At 65.5% G+C, this 15,856-nt stretch carries 13 protein-coding genes and 2 pseudogenes; 6 read left to right on the forward strand and 9 right to left on the reverse strand.

The features are described 5' to 3' along the window. Position 1: 1 nt before the first annotated feature. Together BLR51_RS06865 and BLR51_RS06870 are read left to right on the forward strand one after the other, a co-directional pair. Positions 2 to 1,088, forward strand: a pseudogene (locus BLR51_RS06865) (FAD-binding oxidoreductase). 44 nt (positions 1,089 to 1,132) lie between these two features. Then, entirely contained in the window at positions 1,133 to 2,236 is a 1,104-nt protein-coding gene (locus BLR51_RS06870; protein WP_089845317.1) for a mandelate racemase/muconate lactonizing enzyme family protein, read from the forward strand. Between the two features lie 50 nt (positions 2,237 to 2,286). Here BLR51_RS06870 and BLR51_RS06875 read toward each other — a convergent pair whose 3' ends face one another. From BLR51_RS06875 to BLR51_RS06890, 4 genes are read right to left on the reverse strand one after another with little or no spacing between them, the layout of a single operon-like run. Then, positions 2,287 to 3,627 (reverse strand): NAD(P)/FAD-dependent oxidoreductase, encoded by a 1,341-nt coding sequence (locus BLR51_RS06875; protein WP_089845319.1) that lies wholly within the window; start codon positions 3,625 to 3,627, stop codon positions 2,287 to 2,289. Continuing rightward, positions 3,624 to 5,108, reverse strand: coding sequence for an aldehyde dehydrogenase (locus tag BLR51_RS06880; protein ID WP_089845321.1), 1,485 nt, complete (start codon positions 5,106 to 5,108; stop codon positions 3,624 to 3,626). Before BLR51_RS06880 ends, BLR51_RS06875 begins: the two co-directional genes overlap by 4 nt. Continuing rightward, positions 5,105 to 6,019: a dihydrodipicolinate synthase family protein gene (locus BLR51_RS06885; RefSeq protein WP_089845323.1), complete on the reverse strand. Its 915-nt coding sequence runs from the start codon at positions 6,017 to 6,019 to the stop codon at positions 5,105 to 5,107. The genes BLR51_RS06880 and BLR51_RS06885 overlap by 4 nt, the downstream gene beginning before the upstream one ends. Next, positions 6,016 to 6,666 (reverse strand): GntR family transcriptional regulator, encoded by a 651-nt coding sequence (locus tag BLR51_RS06890; protein ID WP_242656667.1) that lies wholly within the window; start codon positions 6,664 to 6,666, stop codon positions 6,016 to 6,018. Before BLR51_RS06890 ends, BLR51_RS06885 begins: the two co-directional genes overlap by 4 nt. 38 nt (positions 6,667 to 6,704) lie before the next feature. On the opposite strand from BLR51_RS06890, the gene BLR51_RS06895 reads away from it, so the two are divergent. The 4 genes and pseudogenes from BLR51_RS06895 to BLR51_RS06910 all read left to right on the forward strand — a co-directional run bounded on the left by BLR51_RS06895 (position 6,705) and on the right by BLR51_RS06910 (position 10,717). Beyond that, positions 6,705 to 7,706, forward strand: a complete 1,002-nt coding sequence (locus BLR51_RS06895) for a quaternary amine ABC transporter ATP-binding protein (protein ID WP_089845328.1) — start codon at positions 6,705 to 6,707, stop codon at positions 7,704 to 7,706. A 15-nt stretch (positions 7,707 to 7,721) separates the two neighbouring features. Further along, complete coding sequence (locus BLR51_RS06900; protein WP_089845330.1) at positions 7,722 to 8,708, forward strand: ABC transporter permease; 987 nt, start codon at positions 7,722 to 7,724, stop codon at positions 8,706 to 8,708. A gap of 108 nt (positions 8,709 to 8,816) precedes the next feature. After that, positions 8,817 to 9,722 (forward strand): annotated as a pseudogene (gene proX, locus BLR51_RS06905) (glycine betaine/L-proline ABC transporter substrate-binding protein ProX); the annotation flags it as partial. 41 nt (positions 9,723 to 9,763) lie between these two features. Next, entirely contained in the window at positions 9,764 to 10,717 is a 954-nt protein-coding gene (locus tag BLR51_RS06910; RefSeq protein ID WP_089845332.1) for a GlxA family transcriptional regulator, read from the forward strand. Positions 10,718 to 10,800: 83 nt separating this feature from the next. Here BLR51_RS06910 and BLR51_RS06915 read toward each other — a convergent pair whose 3' ends face one another. Genes BLR51_RS06915 through BLR51_RS06935 form a run of 5 tightly spaced genes read right to left on the reverse strand, consistent with a single transcriptional unit; the run spans position 10,801 to position 15,799 of the window. Then, positions 10,801 to 11,433: a nucleoside/nucleotide kinase family protein gene (locus BLR51_RS06915; RefSeq protein WP_089845334.1), complete on the reverse strand. Its 633-nt coding sequence runs from the start codon at positions 11,431 to 11,433 to the stop codon at positions 10,801 to 10,803. Next, positions 11,433 to 12,281, reverse strand: a complete 849-nt coding sequence (locus BLR51_RS06920; RefSeq protein ID WP_089845336.1) for a sugar phosphate isomerase/epimerase family protein — start codon at positions 12,279 to 12,281, stop codon at positions 11,433 to 11,435. The genes BLR51_RS06915 and BLR51_RS06920 overlap by 1 nt, the downstream gene beginning before the upstream one ends. After that, complete coding sequence (locus BLR51_RS06925; RefSeq protein WP_089845338.1) at positions 12,281 to 13,309, reverse strand: ABC transporter permease; 1,029 nt, start codon at positions 13,307 to 13,309, stop codon at positions 12,281 to 12,283. The genes BLR51_RS06920 and BLR51_RS06925 overlap by 1 nt, the downstream gene beginning before the upstream one ends. Beyond that, the gene (locus BLR51_RS06930) at positions 13,309 to 14,301 is read right to left on the reverse strand and encodes an ABC transporter permease (RefSeq protein WP_089845340.1); all 993 of its coding nucleotides are present in this window, start codon (positions 14,299 to 14,301) and stop codon (positions 13,309 to 13,311) included. The genes BLR51_RS06925 and BLR51_RS06930 overlap by 1 nt, the downstream gene beginning before the upstream one ends. Continuing rightward, positions 14,294 to 15,799: a sugar ABC transporter ATP-binding protein gene (locus BLR51_RS06935; RefSeq protein WP_089845342.1), complete on the reverse strand. Its 1,506-nt coding sequence runs from the start codon at positions 15,797 to 15,799 to the stop codon at positions 14,294 to 14,296. Before BLR51_RS06935 ends, BLR51_RS06930 begins: the two co-directional genes overlap by 8 nt. Between the last annotated feature and the right edge of the window lie 57 nt (positions 15,800 to 15,856).

Genomic DNA, 15,856 nt, shown 5'->3' on the forward strand with positions numbered 1-15,856 from the left:
GATGGCGCTGTCATCCGCCCTGACCGCCGCAGCCGAGCCCGGGATCTGGACCGATGCCGAACAGCTTCTGTGCTGCTCGGTGGTGCCCGAGGCCCCCAACGCCGCAAGCTTCAGGTTCGTGTCGCCGTCAGGGTCGCAGTTCCGCTATGAGCCGGGGCAGTTCGTGACGCTGGACCTGCCGCTGCCCGGCGGAACGGTCTGGAAAACCTACACGATCTCCTCCTCGCCCTCGCGTCCGCTGACCCTTTCCGTCACGGTCAAGGCGCAGGCGGGCAGCGTGGGCACGCGCTGGATGGCTCGATCATCTGACGCCGGGGATGCGGCTGCGCGCCTCTGGTCCTGCGAGGATCTTTTCCCTGCCGCGCGCCGGACGGAAGAAATACCTGTTCATCTCGGCGGCCTCGGGGATCACCCCGTCGCTGGCGATGACCACCTATCTTTACGATCGCGGCACCGATATCGACGTGACCTTCGTGCATTGCGCGCAGCGCCCGCAGGACATCATCGCGCGGCAGCGGCTGGAACAGATGGCCTCGCGCGTGCCGTCGATCCGGCTGGTCTTCATCGTCGAACAGGACGATCCTTACCGGGTCTGGACCGGGCTGCGCGGGCGGCTGAACCAGCTGATGATCGGGCTGATCGCCGGGGACTATCTGGAACGGGAGGTTTATTGCTGCGGCCCTGAGCCGTTCATGGATGCCGTGCGGGAAATGCTGATCGCGCTTGGCTTCGACATGGCGCGGTATCATCAGGAAAGCTTTGGCGCGCCGGTCCGGAAAGAAGACCAGCTGCCGCAGCATGACGATGTGATCCCCGACGAGGAGGCCGCCGCCAGCATCGCCTTTGCCCGGTCGGCGGTAAAGGCCAGCTGCACCCAGACCGACACCGTTCTGGCGGTGGCGCGCGGCGCGGGGATCGTCATCCCTTCGGGCTGTACCTTCGGGGTCTGCGGCACCTGCAAGGTCAGAAAGACCGCGGGCAACGTTCACATGGTCCATAACGGCGGCATTTCCGAAGAGGACATCGCCGAGGGATATATCCTTGCCTGCTGTTCGAAACCCATCGGGGCGGTCGCACTGGATCTCTGAACCACGCCCCCCCTCTCCCCCTTCACGCCCGGAAAGTTCCTTTCATGCGGATCGGGGAAATCCACCTCTTTCAATACGAGCTGCCGGTGACCAACGGCCCCTACCGCATTGCCAGCGGCGAGGTCTGGTCGCTGACCACCACGCTGGTCAAGCTGGTGGCAGAGGATGGCACCGCAGGCTGGGGCGAAACCTGCCCCGTCGGGCCGACCTATGCCGAGGCCCATGCCCGGGGCGCGCTGGCCGCGCTGACGGAAATGGCGCCGGGTCTGATCGGCTGCGAGGCGCTGCCGCTGCCGCGGCCCCGCCGGATGGACGCGCTGCTCTGCGGGCATAATTACGCCAAGGCGGCGGTGGACATCGCCGCGCATGACCTGTGGGGCAGGCAGCTTGGCGTCAGCGTGTCGGACCTGCTGGGCGGGGCGCTGACCGACCGGGTGGCCTCCTATTGCTCCATCGGCGTGGCCGCCCCCGACGAGGCCGCGCGCATCGCCGCCGAAAAGGCCCGCGAAGGCTATCCCCGGCTTCAGGTCAAGCTGGGCGGCCGCGACGTGGCGCTGGATATCGAGGCGCTGCGCAAGGTCTGGCAGGCGATCCGCGACACCGGCATGACGCTGGCCGCTGACGGCAACCGGGGCTGGACCACGCGCGACGCGCTGCGGATCAGCCGGGACTGCGCCGATATTCCGATGGTGCTGGAACAGCCCTGCGACACGCTGGAGGATCTGCAGAAAATCCGTTCGCTCTGCCATCACCCGATCTATCTGGACGAAACCGCCACCAGCCTCAACACCGCGATCACGGCGGCGGGCACCGGGCTTGCCGACGGGTTCGGGATGAAGATCACGCGGATCGGCGGGCTGCATCCCATGCGCGCCTTCCGCGACCTGTGCGCGGCGCGCAACCTGCCGCATACCTGCGACGATTCATGGGGGGGCGACATCATCGCGGCGGCCTGCGTGCATATGGCGGCCACCGTCGCCCCCCAGCGGATGGAGGGAGCGTGGCTCGCCGCGCCCTATATCGACGGGCATTATGACGCGGAAAACGGCATCAGCATCAGGGATGGCCACATCGCGCGGCCCTTGGGGCCGGGTCTGGGCGTGTCACCCGATGAAAGCCTGTTCGGCGCCGCCCTGCTTTCGGCCTGACACCGGCCTGCCGCGCGGGGCCCCGAACAGGCGCCGCGCGGCACGGGCTGTCATTCGTGGCGGGCACGCCATTCCTTGTAGCGCAGCACGGCATTGCCGCCGATCTGCTGGAACGGCTGCGGCGGCAGGCGTCTGGGTGGCGCTTCGGCGGTGAAATGCCGGGTGATGTCGCTTTCGACGCCGCAGGCCAGCTCCGCCGCACCAATCCCGGTCAGCGTGCCGCGCGCGGTGCCAAGCCCGTTCTGCACGCAGCCGGAATAAAGCCCGTCGTCCAGCTTGCGCATGACCGCCACGCCATTCAGCGTCAGGCACAGATGCCCGGCCCAGGCGTGTTCCATCTTCATGCCGCGCAGCTGCGGAAAGCGGGCATCGAATTTCTGCTGCATGACCCGCGCGGCGCGCTGCACATGCCCCGGCCCGATCCGCCGGTCCGGGGCCAGCGTGGCACAGGTGCCCGTGACGATGCGGTTGCCGCCCTGTCCGCTGTCGATCCGGCGCACGGTGGTGCCCATCGGATCCGAAGGCGTGATGCCCCAGCGGCTTTGCCCGCCCAGCCGGGCCAGTGCCTCGGCATCCAGTTCCGGCGTCATCACCGCGTAAAGGAAAATCTGCATCAGCCGGCCTTTTTCAAAACCGAAGCTTTCCAGATGGCCGTTGACGGTCAGGATGACGCGGCCCGCGCTGACCTGCCCCTGCGGCGTCGTCACCGTCCAGCTGTCGCCGGTGCGGGTCAGCGCCGTCACCGGGCTTTGTTCGTGGATCTGCACGCCGCCGCGCGCCAGCCCCGCCGCAAGCCCCCGGATATAGCCCGCAGGCTGCAGCATCACCGTGCCGGACGTGTAAAGCCCCCCCAGATAATGCCGCGATCCGGTCAGCTGGACCATCGCCTGCGCGTCGAGCATTTCGCACTGCTCGCCCAGCGAGGCCAGATGCGCCGCATAGCTCTGGTTATGGGCATGGGCGGTGGCGCTGGCGGCACCGTTCACCTTGCCCGCACGGTCGAAGAAATGCGCGTCGATCTGGTAATCGGTGACCGTCCCGAAGGCAAAGGCGATGGCCTGCCGGTTCAGCCCGATCATGGCGCGGTCATCGCCCGCCCCGGCATAATCCTCCGAGGCGAGGTCGTGCGGCAGATCGATCATGAACCCCGAATTGCGCCCCGCCGAGCTTTCGGCGATGCGCCCCGCCTCCAGCACCGTGACGGCGGCGCGGGGGTCGATCTGTTGCAGCCGTCGGGCAGCGGAAAGCCCGGCAAAGCCCGCGCCCACGATGACCACATCCGCCGTCCGCGCGCCGGTCAGGGGGACGCGTTCGGGCGCTGGCCCCAGGATCAGGTTCCAGGCAGCCGGCCCCTGAAGGGCCGGCAGACGGTCTGCACGCAGGTGCTTCAAGCCACGGCCTCATCCGCATCGTCGGACAGATCCACCCAGATCGTCTTGAGCTGGGTATACTGGTCATGCGCGTGGATGCCGTTGTCGCGTCCGCCGAAACCGCTGGCCTTGAAGCCGCCGAACGGGGTCGAGATGTCGCCCTCGCCAAAGCTGTTGACGGTGACCGTGCCCGCGCGGATCGCCCGCGCGCCCCGGATCGCCCGTTTCATATTGGCGGTGAAGATCGAGGCGGCCAGACCATATTCGGTGTCATTGGCCAGCGCGATCGCCTCGTCGAAGCTGTCGACGGTCAGCACCGACAGCACCGGGCCAAAGATTTCCTCGCGCGCCTGCGGGGCATCGGGCGCGACCTCGAGGATGGTCGGTTCGACAAAGCCAGCCTCGGCCCTGCCGCCCATCACCCCCTTGGGGCCCTTGCCCAGATAGGACCGGACCTTGTCGAAATGCGCGGCAGAGACCAGCGCCCCGACCCGGTTCTGCGGATCCAGCGGATCACCCATCGGCCATTCGCGGGCATGCGCCTTGCTCCGATCGAGCAGCGCGTCCTTGACGCCCTTCTGCACGATCAGCCGCGAGGAGGCCGAGCAGTTCTCGCCCATGTTCCAGAACGCGCCATTGACCACATGCGCCGCAACCCGATCAAGGTTTTCGGCATCGTCCAGAACCACGGCCGGAGTCTTGCCGCCCATTTCCAGCGTGACTTCCTTGAGGTTGCTTTTCGCCGCATAGCGCAGGAACCGCCGCCCGGTTTCGGTGGAGCCGGTGAAGGACACCGCGTCCACATCCATGTGACGGCCCAGCGGTTCGCCCACATCCGGGCCGCTGCCCGGCAGCACGTTGAACACGCCCGCCTCCATCGCCAGTTCGGCGATGCGCAGCGCGGTCAGCGAGGTTTCCTCGGCGGGCTTGACGATGACCGAACAGCCAGCGGCCAGCGCCGGGCCGATCTTCCATGCCAGCATCAGCAGCGGAAAGTTCCACGGCAGCACCAGCCCCACCACGCCCACGGGTTCACGCACCACCATGGCGATATGGTTGTCCGAGGCGGGCGAGACCTGATCGCAGATCTTGTCGATCAGTTCGGCATGCCATGTCAGGCAGTGGATCGTCTCGGGCAGGTCGACGGTTTCGCAGTCATAGATGGTCTTGCCGGAATCGAGGCTTTCCATCACCGCCAAGTCGCGGGCATGGCGCCGGACCAGCTTGGCGAGCCGGATCAGCACCTCCTTGCGCGCGCCGGGATGCAGCCGCGACCAGCGGCCATCCTCGAAGGCGTCGCGGGCCTTCTGCACGGCAAAATCCACGTCATTGGGGCCGCAGGCCGCGAGCTTTGCCAGAAGCGCGCCCGTGGCGGGGTTCACGCCGTCAAAGGTCCTGCCGGATCTGGCAGGCCGGAAGCTGCCATCGACAAAGGCCTGTGTCGGCAGGTCCAGCCCCGCCGCGATGGCCTTGTATTCCTCGGTCGTCAGAAGATCGCTCATTCGGCTGCCTCCGCCTGCGTTCCGGCCTCCATCTTGGCCACGGTGCGTTTGAGAACCCGCACAACCTGTTCCAGCTGCCGCTTGTCATCCTTGTTGAGCGGCTTCAGCAGCGGGCGCGGCGGCCCGGCATACTGCCCCATCATCTCGCAGCCATGCTTGACGCACTGGCTGAACTTGCCGCACTGTTCCAGCACCCGCATCAGCGGCATCATCGCCGACATGATCCGGCGGCCCCTGTCGTGATCGCCCGTCACCGCGCAGGCCCGCCACAGCGCCAGATGTTCACCCGGCAGGAAATTCGATCCCGCGCAGACCCAGCTGCGCGCGCCCCATGCAAAAAATTCCAGCGCCTGATCGTCCATCCCGCAGGACAGCTGCACATGCGGATAGTCCCGCGCCAGCAGATGCACGCGGTTGATGTCGCCCGAACTTTCCTTGATCGCGCAGAAATTCCGGCTGCGGCCCACCCGGTCAAGGAATTCCTCGCCCATGGTGATGCCCATGCGGCCGGGGTAGTTGTACAGCATGATCGGCAGATCGGCAGCACGGTCGATGGCCAGCGCGTTTTCGCGCTCGGTCGGCACCGCATAGGGCGGCGAGCCCACCAGCAGGGCCGCGGCCCCGATGCGGGCAGCATGTTCGGCCATGGCGATGGAATCGGGCTGGTGGATCGCCACGGTGCCCACCATCAGCGGCAGGCGGTCGCCCACCACGTCCTTGACGAAACCGGCAAGCTCCATCCGCTCCTCAAGGGTCTGGGCGTAGTATTCGCCCGTGGAGCCCCCGTTGATAAGGCCATGGACCCCCGAGGCGATCAGATACTCGATCTGTGCCACAAGCGCCTCCCGGTCCACGCTGCCATCCTCGCGATGCGGCGTGATCACGGGCGTATAGCTGCCTTCGAATATCATGAGGCACCTTTCTGGCTCAGGTCGCCCGGCGCGCGGCCAAGCGGAATCTGCATTCCCACTGGGGTGACAAAACTTTCGATCTCGGCTCTGGACAGCTCCCAGTGGTCGATGGCCAGCTGCCCGGCGCCATCGACATCGCCCTTCTCGATCAGCTCGATGAACTGGTCATGCTGGTCGGCGGCGACGCTGCGCTGTGCTGCCATGGACTGGTTGCGCGGGTTGTAAAACGACATGCCGATGCGGGTGTGGTCGATCAGCAGACGCCGCAGGCTGGGGGTCAGGAATTCGTTGTCCGCCATGTCGCCGATGATGGCATGAAAGCGCTGGTTCATCAGCGCGCGTTCGGCGGTGTCCCCGTCGCGGATGGCCTTGCGGAACAGCGTCTGCGTATCCTTCAGGCGCATGATCTGGGCCTCGGTCGCGCCTTCGGCGGCCAGACGTGTCACCGCCGCATAAAGCATCGGTGCCGCCATGAAAACGTTGCGCATCGTCTTGTGGGTCATCGGCGCAACCTGCGCGCCGCGATTCTTGTAAAGGACGACATACCCTTCCCCTGCCAGCTGATTCAGCGCCTCCCGCAGGGGCGGGCGCGAGATCTCGTAGGTTTCGGCAAGGTTGACCTCGTCCAGATAGGCGCCGGGTTCCAAATCCTGGGTCAGGATGCGGCCAGCGCGCGAACGAGGCGCTGAAGGCCGTCAAGACGCGCGGGCTTTCCAAGGAGGAGATCCGCGATCGGTACGACTGTGTGGTGGGCGTCCGCGATGCCAGCTTTTCGGTCAGCCGGGGCGAGATCTTCTGCATCATGGGCCTGTCCGGCTCCGGCAAGTCGACGCTGATCCGCCACATCAACCGGCTGATCGAACCGACATCCGGCACGATCCATATCGAAGGCCAGAACATCAACGATCTGTCCCAGAAGGATCTGCGCGTGCTGCGCGCCGAAAAGATCGGCATGGTGTTCCAGAACATGGCGCTGATGCCGCATCGCACCGTGCTGGAAAACGTCGCCTTCGGCCAGCAGGTGCGGGGCCATGACGTGAAGGCCCGCACCCAGACCGCGCTGCGCGCCATCAAGGCGGTCGAACTGAACGGCTGGGAACGGAAATATCCCGACGAACTGTCGGGGGGCATGCAGCAGCGCGTGGGTCTGGCCCGCGCCATCGCCGCCGATCCCGCGATCCTGCTGATGGACGAGCCGTTTTCGGCGCTGGATCCGCTGATCCGCCGCCAGCTTCAGGACAAGTTCATGGCGCTTTCCGCCGAGATGAAGAAGACCACGCTGTTCATCACCCATGATCCGGACGAGGCCATCCGCATCGGCGACCGCATCGCCATCATGAAGGACGGGGTTCTGGTCCAGATCGGCACCCCCGAGGACATCGTGACCAATCCCGCCGATGACTATGTGGCCGATTTTGTCGCGGGCATCTCCAAGCTGGAGCTGATCTCGGCGAAAAAGTTCATGGAGCCGGTCGCCGCCGATACACAGCGCAAGGGTCCGCTGGATCTGGACGCATGGCCCGAAGCCCATCCCGACCAGTCGCTGGACCAGCTCGTCGATCTGTCGATCGCCACCCAGCATCCGATCATCGTCAAGATCGACGGCAAGCCGATGGGCGTGGTCACCAAGAATGCCCTGCTGCGCGGCATAAAGGGTGACACCGCACCGACAGGCCAGGCGGCATAACCAAGGAACCGGACCATGGGCGAAGATCAGACATTCAACATTCTGGACCCCTTCTCGTCGGTCGATTTCGGCATTGCCGACAGCGCCGACGGCATCAAGCAATGGGCGATTTCCAACCGCGAGGTCATTCAGCCGATCAAGACGGTGCTCAACGATCTCATCGTTGCCATCGACACCGGGCTGCACGCGGTGCCGCCGCTGGTGATGCTGGCGCTGATCGCGCTGATCGCGTGGCAGGCCGCCGGCGCGCGCACCGCTGTGCTGGTCGGGATGTGCCTTGTGGCGCTTGGCCTGCTGGATCCCAACGCATGGGGGCTGGCCATGACCACGCTGGCCATCGTGATCGCCTCGGTCATCGCCTGTTTCGTGATCGGCCTGCCGCTTGGCATTCTTGCCGCCAAAAGCGACATGTTCGAAAAAATCCTGCGCCCGGTGCTGGATCTGATGCAGACCATTCCCGCCTTTGTCTATCTGGTGCCGGTGGTCATGCTGGTCGGGATCGGCAACGTGTCCGGCGTGATCGTGACCATCATCTTCGCGCTGCCGCCGCTGATCCGGCTGACCTCGCTGGGCATCCGGGGGGTCAATCCTTCGGTGGTCGAGGCGGCGCAGGCCTTTGGCGCGAGCCCGCGGCAGATCCTGGTCAAGGTCGAACTGCCGCTGGCCACGCCCACCATCCTTGCCGGGGTCAACCAGACCATCATGCTGGCGCTGTCCATGGTCGTCATCGCCTCGATGATCTCGGTCGGCGGGCTGGGCAACGAGGTGCTGCGCGCCATGAGGCGGCCTGATGCGGGCAAGGCCATTGTCGGCGGGCTGGGCATCGTGATCCTTGCCGTGGTGCTGGACCGGATTTCGCAGGGCCTGAGACAGTCCGGACGCGACCGGGGACACCGGCACTGGTGGCAGGGCGAGCCGGTGGGGCTGGCGCTGCGCCTGATCCCGTCGCGCGCCGATGCGCTGCCGCAGCAGGCCCCCGACCTCAAGACAACAACAAACTGAACCAAACAGGGGATTATCCACATGTTCAGCAGAACGCTTTTCGGGGCGCTGGCCGCCTCCACCACCCTCGCCGGGGCCGCTCTGGCTCAGGACTGACCCGGCGAAGGCGTCACCGTTCGCCCGGTGATCGGCCTTATCACCGAGGACTATTTCCAGAGCCGCATCCTGTTCCGCGCGCTGGAAGATCTGGGCTATACCGTCGCCACGCCGCTGGAAACAGAGATTCAGACCGCGCATCTGTCGGTGGGCACCGGGGATGGCGATTTCTACCCGATCCACTGGCAGAACCTGCATCAGGCGTTTTTCGACGAATCCGGTGGCGAAGAGGTTCTGGAACGCGTCGGCCCCTTTGTCGACGGCATGCTGCAGGGCTATCTGGTCGACAAGGCCAGCTATGATGCCGGAGTGACCGATAGCGGCCAGCTCTCCGATGCCGCCGTCGCCGCGCGTTTTGATGCCGATGGCAACGGCACTGCCGATCTGGCGGGCTGCGTGCCGGGCTGGGGCTGCGAGCGGGTCATCGAACACCACCTGACCGAATACGGCCTGCGCGACACCGTCACCCACAATCAGGGATCCTATAACGCCCTGATGGCGGATTCGATCGCGCGTCTGGCTTCGGGCAATTCGATCCTCTATTTCACATGGACCCCCTACTGGGTGTCGGGCGAACTGGTGCCCGGCGCGCATGTGGAATGGCTGTCCGTGCCCTATACCTCGCTGCCGGACGGGGTCGAGGCCGATACCGAAATCGACGGGCTCAACCTCGGCTTTGCCGTGGATTCCATGTATATCCTCGCCCGTGACGAATTCCTTGCCGAAAACTCCGCAGCGGCCCGGCTGTTCGAAATGGCCCGGCTCGACGTGAACGACATTTCCGCGCAGAACCTGCTGATGTCGAAAGGCGAAGACAGCTCCGCCGATATCGACCGCCATGTGGACGCATGGATCGAGGAAAACCGCAGCGATTACGACAGCTGGCTTGACGCCGCCCGCGCCGCCGTCGCGAATTGATGCGATCCTGTGCCGCGCGGCCCCAGCAAGGATCGTGGCCCATGACCGCCACGCAGCATTTCGTCTTTGCCCTTGTCGACGACTTCACCCATATCGCCTTTGCCTGCGGGGTGGATCCGCTGCGCATCGTCAACCTGATTTCGGGCAAACCGCTGTACCGCTGGTCCTATGCCTCGCTCGACGGACAAACCGCGCGCAGTTCCGATGACACCCATATCCAGACCCATCACCGATTTGACGCGCTGCCCGAGTGCGACCGGCTGTTCCTCCTGTCCGGCATCAACATGCAGAGCAAGGATCACGGCGATCTGCTGGCAGCGGTCCGGCGCAAGCTGCGGCTCAGCGGAAGCCGGATCGGGGCGCTGTGTTCGGGCAGCTGGATCGTTGCCAAAGGCGGGTTCCTTGATGGACAGAAAGCGGCGATCCACTGGGACTACCACGACAGCTTCATGAAGCAGTTTCCGGACGTCACGCTGGTGCGCAACGTGTTTGTCACGGATGAACGCCACATCACCGCCTCCGGCGGGACGGCGACGGCGGATCTGATGCTGCATCTGATCGCCAGGGATCACGGGCTGGACCTGTCGGTCGCCGTGGCCGACCAGATGGTCTACAACGCCGTGCGGGAGTCGACCGTCGCGCAGAAAGTGTCGCTTCAGTCGCGAAACGGCATGCGCAACAGCCATCTGTCTGCCGCCATCGCCAGCATGGCGGGCCGGATGGACGATCCATGGCCGACCTCCGCCATCGCGCGCGAACCGGGCATTTCCACCCGGCAGCTGGAGCGGCTGTTCGGCAAATGCCTCAACACCTCGCCGAAGAAATACTACATCGAGATGCGGCTGGAACGCGCCCGGAACCTGCTGCTTCAGACGGAAATGTCGGTGATCGACGTGGCCATGGCCTGCGGTTTCGACAGTGCCGGGCATTTCTCCCGCACCTACCGCACCGCCTATGGGGTAACGCAAATGACCCAGCGCACCCGCAGGGCCTAGGCTCCACACCGGTGACGGTCTTGCTCCTCCCGGATCCGATCAGGCCTCCGCGCCGTCTTGGGGGCTGCCGCCGACGCGGTGGGTCACTGGGTGAGGACAAGATCGGCGGGGCGGCTTCTGGTGCGGACGGTGCGGCCATTGGGGAGGTCGTTGCCTTCCAGCTTCTGGCGGATCTGGTCTTCGGTCAGATCGTAATGGCTCCAGCGTGCGCGCAGGCGGTCGGCCAGAACCGGCTCGGGCACGTCCACCATGACCGTCCTGTCAAAACAGGCGGCCAGCCGGTCCCATGGGGCGCTGTCCAGCAGCAGATAATTGCCCTCGCACAGGATCAGCCTGACACCGGGTGTGATCAGCCGCGCCGATCCGCGCGAAATCTCCAGATCGCGGTCAAAGACCGGGACCGCCACCGTTTCGGTCCCCGTCCGCAGCCGGTCGAGCACCGAGGCGAGCCCGCCCACATCGAACGTGTCCGGGGCGCCCTTCCATGGGCGGCGCCCCATGTCGTGCAGCACCGCGTCATCGTAGTGAAACCCGTCCATGGGCAGGATCGCCGAAAGCCCGGGATGGGTCCGCGCCAGCCCCGTCTGCAGCGCCTGCGCCGTGGTGCTTTTGCCCGAACCCGGCGCGCCTGCGATGGCCATGATCCGGCGGCCAGGCTGCTCCAGCAGGGTGAGGGCCTCCGTCAGGAGACCCTCCATGGTCACATGTCGCGCCATCAGATCAGCCGGTACTGGGCGGCCTTGTTGCGCAGGAAGGGCAGCCCCTTGGACATGACCTCCTCGTGATCCTTGGCAACGGGGCGCCAGACCGCCAGCCCGAACCCGATCTCCGGGGGCATGTTGATGAAACTTTCCATCGCAAGCCCGCCCTTGAAATCGATGGCCTTCAGCGTGGCAAAGACCTCGTCCCAGTCGCAGCAGCCCTCTCCCGGGGTGCCACGGTCACTTTCGCTGAGGTGGATGTATTTCAGGTAATCGCGGCAGTCGAGAATGCCGTTGGCGGCGCCTTTTTCCTCGATGTTCATGTGATAGGTGTCGAGATGGACGAAGATGTTGTCCGACCCCACGCGTTCGATCATCTCGCGCGCCTGCCAGCCGGTATTGATGAGGTGGTTTTCATAGCGGTTCACCGGCTCGATGCCAAAAAGCAGCCCGACCTCTTTCGCATATGTCGAGGCGGCATCCAGCACCTTGGCGACGTTGTCATATTCGGCCTGCGTCGGCCACGATCCGGTGCGCTGGCCGATGCCCCCGAACGTCACCCCCGACAGCGCCTCCGCGCCGCAGGCCTTGGTCTTGTCGATGGCAAGCCGGAGATAGTCGATCGCGCCTTCGGGATTGACCGAGGCCCAGTACTGTTCCGGCAGACCCAGCGAACAGACCGCGCGCAGGTTGTTCCGCTCCAGCAGCGCTGCGGTGTGGGCGGTGTCGATCTCTGCCGGGCGCAGCATCGGGATCTCGATGAAATCGACGCCGTAGCTGAGGGCCCCCGTCACGGCGCGCTCTGCGCCCTCGCGGTCCCAGTTCATCGTCCACATGCTGGTGTGTACGCCAAAGCCTTCCATTAGGTGTCCTTTCGGGAAAGAAGTCCGATGTATCGTTGAATCTGGCCGGATCGCAGCACCATCACCGCGATCAGGAACAGGCCCCAGACGGCCGTCGAAAGATGCTGGTTCGCCCCCACAAGGTTGAGCCCCGAGGACAGCACCTGCAGGATCACCAGCGCGAGGATGACCGGTGCCACGCGGCCATGGCCGCCGAACGGATCGATGCCGCCCAGAAAACAGGCCAGCACGGTGATCAGCAGCATCGCTTCGCCATGGCCCACGCGGACCGAACTGAACCGCGCGGCCATGAGGATGCCCGCAATGGCGCAGAGCACGCCCGACAGGGTATAGATCAGCACCAGCGTGCGCTTCGCGTTCAGCCCCGCATATTCCGCCGCCTTCAGGTTCGACCCGGTCATGTAGACCGAAAAGCCATGCGGCGTGCGGCGCAGCAGCACATGCCAGCCAAGCGCGATCACCGCGAACAGGATCAGCGGCACCGGAATGCCCATGACGCTGCCATGGCCGAGCGTGTGCATGTGGTCGGGAAAGCCCGAAATGTCGCCGCCACGGGTCAGGAATTCGCCCAGTCCGCGCAGGAAGATCATCATCGCCAGCGACACGAGAATCGGATGCGCGCCGACATAGGCCACGACGCCCCCCATCACCGCACCCGCCAGCGCGCCCACGATCACGGCGAGCGCGCAGCCGAGGATGAAGGCGGGGATGCCCGCCTCTGGCCCGCCGAACTGCATGAGCGTCCAGGCCAGCGTCAGCCCGCTGATATTGGCGGTATAGACGATGGCAAGGTTCAGCCCGCCCGACAGGATCGGGGCCAGCATGGCCAGAGTCAGCAGGCCCAGCAGCGGCATCTGGAAGCCCATGGAGCCAAGGTTTGCCCCGGTCAGGAAGCGCGGCGAGGCGATGGCGAAGACCACCACCAGCAGCACGAGCATGACCAGCAGCGACAGGTTCTCTCCGGCGGGGCCGCCTGTCTTGAGGTGTTTGAAGCCCTTGAGGCCGGGCAGGCGTCTGGTGTCGCTCATCACGACCGGGCCTCCTTGTTGCGGAAGAATTGGCTGAGATCGATATTGGCGGTGGAGATGGCCACGAGGATCACCGCGCCGATGATCATCTGGAAGGCAAAGGGCGACACGCCCAGCAGGTTCAGCCCGTTCTGGGTGACCGCCACGAACATCACCCCAAGGATGCAGCCAAGGATCGTGCCCTTGCCGCCGCCCAGACGGGCGCCGCCCAGCACCACCGCCGCCAGCACGTCGAGTTCGCGACCGTAAAGCGCGTTTGGCACCACCTCCTTGACGATGTTCACCTGACAGAGCCCGGCAATCCCCGCCATGAGCCCCATCCAGCCGAAGGCCACGCCCTGCATCACCGCGATGTTCACGCCCGCGCGGCGCGCGCCTTCGGGGTTGTCGCCAAAGGCGTAAAGCTGCCGACCGATATTGCTGCGCCGGATCAGCGCCCATGTGGCGATGACGCAGCCGATCATCACCGCGACGGACAGCGTCAGTTCCGACCAGATCCCTTGGGCGTTCTCATGTTCAAAGATGAAGATGCGCGCGGTCCACCAGTCCGGCAGGTTGTAGATGTTGCGCCCGCCGCTGAAGAACATCAGCAGCCCGAAAAACGCGTTGAAGGTGGCGATGGTCACCACGATGGAGATGATCCGAAAGCCATGGATCAGCCAAGCGTTGAGCAGGCCCAGCAGGATGCCAAGAGAGCCGCAGAACAGGAATCCCAGCAGCCAGTTGCCGCCGCCGACGCTCATCAGCAGCTGCGCCGCGACGTATTGCACCACCGAAGAGGCCACGGCGAAGGAAATGTCGATGCCCCCGGCGATCAGCACCACCAGCAGACCCACCGCCCAGATCAGGTTCACGGCGCTGTTGTTCAGCAGCGAGGTCAGGTTGGGCAGGGTGGCAAATTGCGGCGCGCTGAGGGACAGGGCAATGCAGAGCACCGCCAGCACTACCGCAAGGCGCACCTCGATCGTATGACTGCGCAAGGCGTCACGCATAGATCCGCTCCTCCAGCTGGGGCACCGAAACGGTGCGCGGGTCGTAAGCCTGCACGATGCGGCCATCGGCCATGTGCAGGATGCGGTCGGAATGATGCATGACCTCGGTCACCTCGTCCGAGATCAGCAGGATGGCGAGGCCCTGCTCGGCCAGCGCGCGCACGATGCGGAAGATGCCCGCCCGCGCGCCCACATCAACGCCCACCGTCGGGCTGTCGAGGATCAGCAGCCGCGGTTCTGTCGCCAGCCATTTCGCCAGCACGACCTTCTGCTGGTTGCCGCCGGACAGGGTGGAAATCGCATCCTCCGGCGCGCCGATCTTGACCCCCAATTCGCGGATCCAGTGCCGCACCAGATCGGCCTTGCGCCGGTCAGAGATCAGCCCGCTGGCGGTGGTCAGCTGGCGGAGAACGGAAATCACCGTGTTGTCGGCGATGGACTGTTTCTGCAGCAGCCCCAGCGACAGCCGGTCCTCCGACACATAGGCCATGCCCTTGGCGATCGCCTCGCGGATGGAGCCGGGGCGAAAGGCCGACCCCTCCAGCGTCATGCTGCCCGCATCGGCCCGGCGCATGCCCATCATGACATGGGCCAGTTCGGTCCGCCCTGCCCCGATGAGCCCGGTCAGCCCCAGAACCTCGCCCGCCCGGATGGTCAGCGAGACATCCTCGAATTCGCCGTGACGGCTCAGGCCACGGGCCTCGAACACCACGGGCGCATCGGGCAGGTCGCGGGCATCGACCTTGTTTTCGATCAGATGGCCGGTCATCAGCTCGCCAAGCCGCGCCTGCGTCATGCCCTCGGTCGGGTAGACGCCCACAAGATTGCCGTCGCGCACGACGGTGACGCGCTCGGCGATCTCCAGCACTTCGGCCAGCCGGTGCGACACAAAGACAACGGCCACGCCATCCGCCGACAGCTTGCGCACGATGTCCAGCAGCCGGTCCGTTTCGGACTGGGTCAGCGAAGCGGTGGGTTCATCCATGAAGATCAGCTTTGCGTCGTTCATCAGCGCGCGGGCGATGGCCACCACCTGCCGCTGCGCGATGGACAGATCGTTGAGCGGCGCGGTCAGCGGCAGGGAGACGCCAAGCCGCTCCAGCACCTCGCCCGCCCGCGCGCTCATCTCGCGGTAGCGCACGGAACGGGGCCGCAGCCCGACAAGGTCGTCAAAGGCGATGTTTTCGGCCACGCTCATATGCGGGAACAGGGCCAGATCCTGCCAGATCACCGACACGCCCCGCTGCCGAGCCTGCACCGGCGTGATGCGGTCGACGCGCGCGCCAAAAAGTTCGATCAGATCGGCGCTTTCCGGCTGGTGGACACCGGTCACCACCTTGATGAGGGTGGATTTCCCGCAGCCATTCTCGCCGGCAAGGCAGTGCACCTCGCCCGCGCGGACCTCGAAATCGATCTTGTTCAGCGCCTGCACCCCGCCGAAAGCCTTCGAGACCTTGTGGAGCCGCAGCGCGAACCGTTCTGCCGGGGCAGTTGTCATGGTTCACCTATGGGACATGAAGGAAAGGCGGGCAGGACCGGAGCCCCGCCCGCAGGG

Origin of the sequence: Salipiger marinus (genome assembly GCF_900100085.1) — a bacterium.
GTDB lineage: Bacteria > Pseudomonadota > Alphaproteobacteria > Rhodobacterales > Rhodobacteraceae > Salipiger > Salipiger marinus.

Excerpts from the sequence above, each read along its gene's own strand:
- BLR51_RS06870 (WP_089845317.1), top strand. The coding sequence starts at position 1,133 with ATGCGGATCGGGGAAATCCACCTCTTTCAATACGAGCTGCCGGTGACC.
- BLR51_RS06880 (WP_089845321.1), bottom strand. The coding sequence starts at position 5,108 with ATGAGCGATCTTCTGACGACCGAGGAATACAAGGCCATCGCGGCGGGG.
- BLR51_RS06885 (WP_089845323.1), bottom strand. The coding sequence starts at position 6,019 with ATGATATTCGAAGGCAGCTATACGCCCGTGATCACGCCGCATCGCGAG.
- BLR51_RS06900 (WP_089845330.1), top strand. The coding sequence starts at position 7,722 with ATGGGCGAAGATCAGACATTCAACATTCTGGACCCCTTCTCGTCGGTC.
- BLR51_RS06910 (WP_089845332.1), top strand. The coding sequence starts at position 9,764 with ATGACCGCCACGCAGCATTTCGTCTTTGCCCTTGTCGACGACTTCACC.
- BLR51_RS06915 (WP_089845334.1), bottom strand. The coding sequence starts at position 11,433 with ATGGCGCGACATGTGACCATGGAGGGTCTCCTGACGGAGGCCCTCACC.
- BLR51_RS06920 (WP_089845336.1), bottom strand. The coding sequence starts at position 12,281 with ATGGAAGGCTTTGGCGTACACACCAGCATGTGGACGATGAACTGGGAC.
- BLR51_RS06925 (WP_089845338.1), bottom strand. The coding sequence starts at position 13,309 with ATGAGCGACACCAGACGCCTGCCCGGCCTCAAGGGCTTCAAACACCTC.
- BLR51_RS06930 (WP_089845340.1), bottom strand. The coding sequence starts at position 14,301 with ATGCGTGACGCCTTGCGCAGTCATACGATCGAGGTGCGCCTTGCGGTA.
- BLR51_RS06935 (WP_089845342.1), bottom strand. The coding sequence starts at position 15,799 with ATGACAACTGCCCCGGCAGAACGGTTCGCGCTGCGGCTCCACAAGGTC.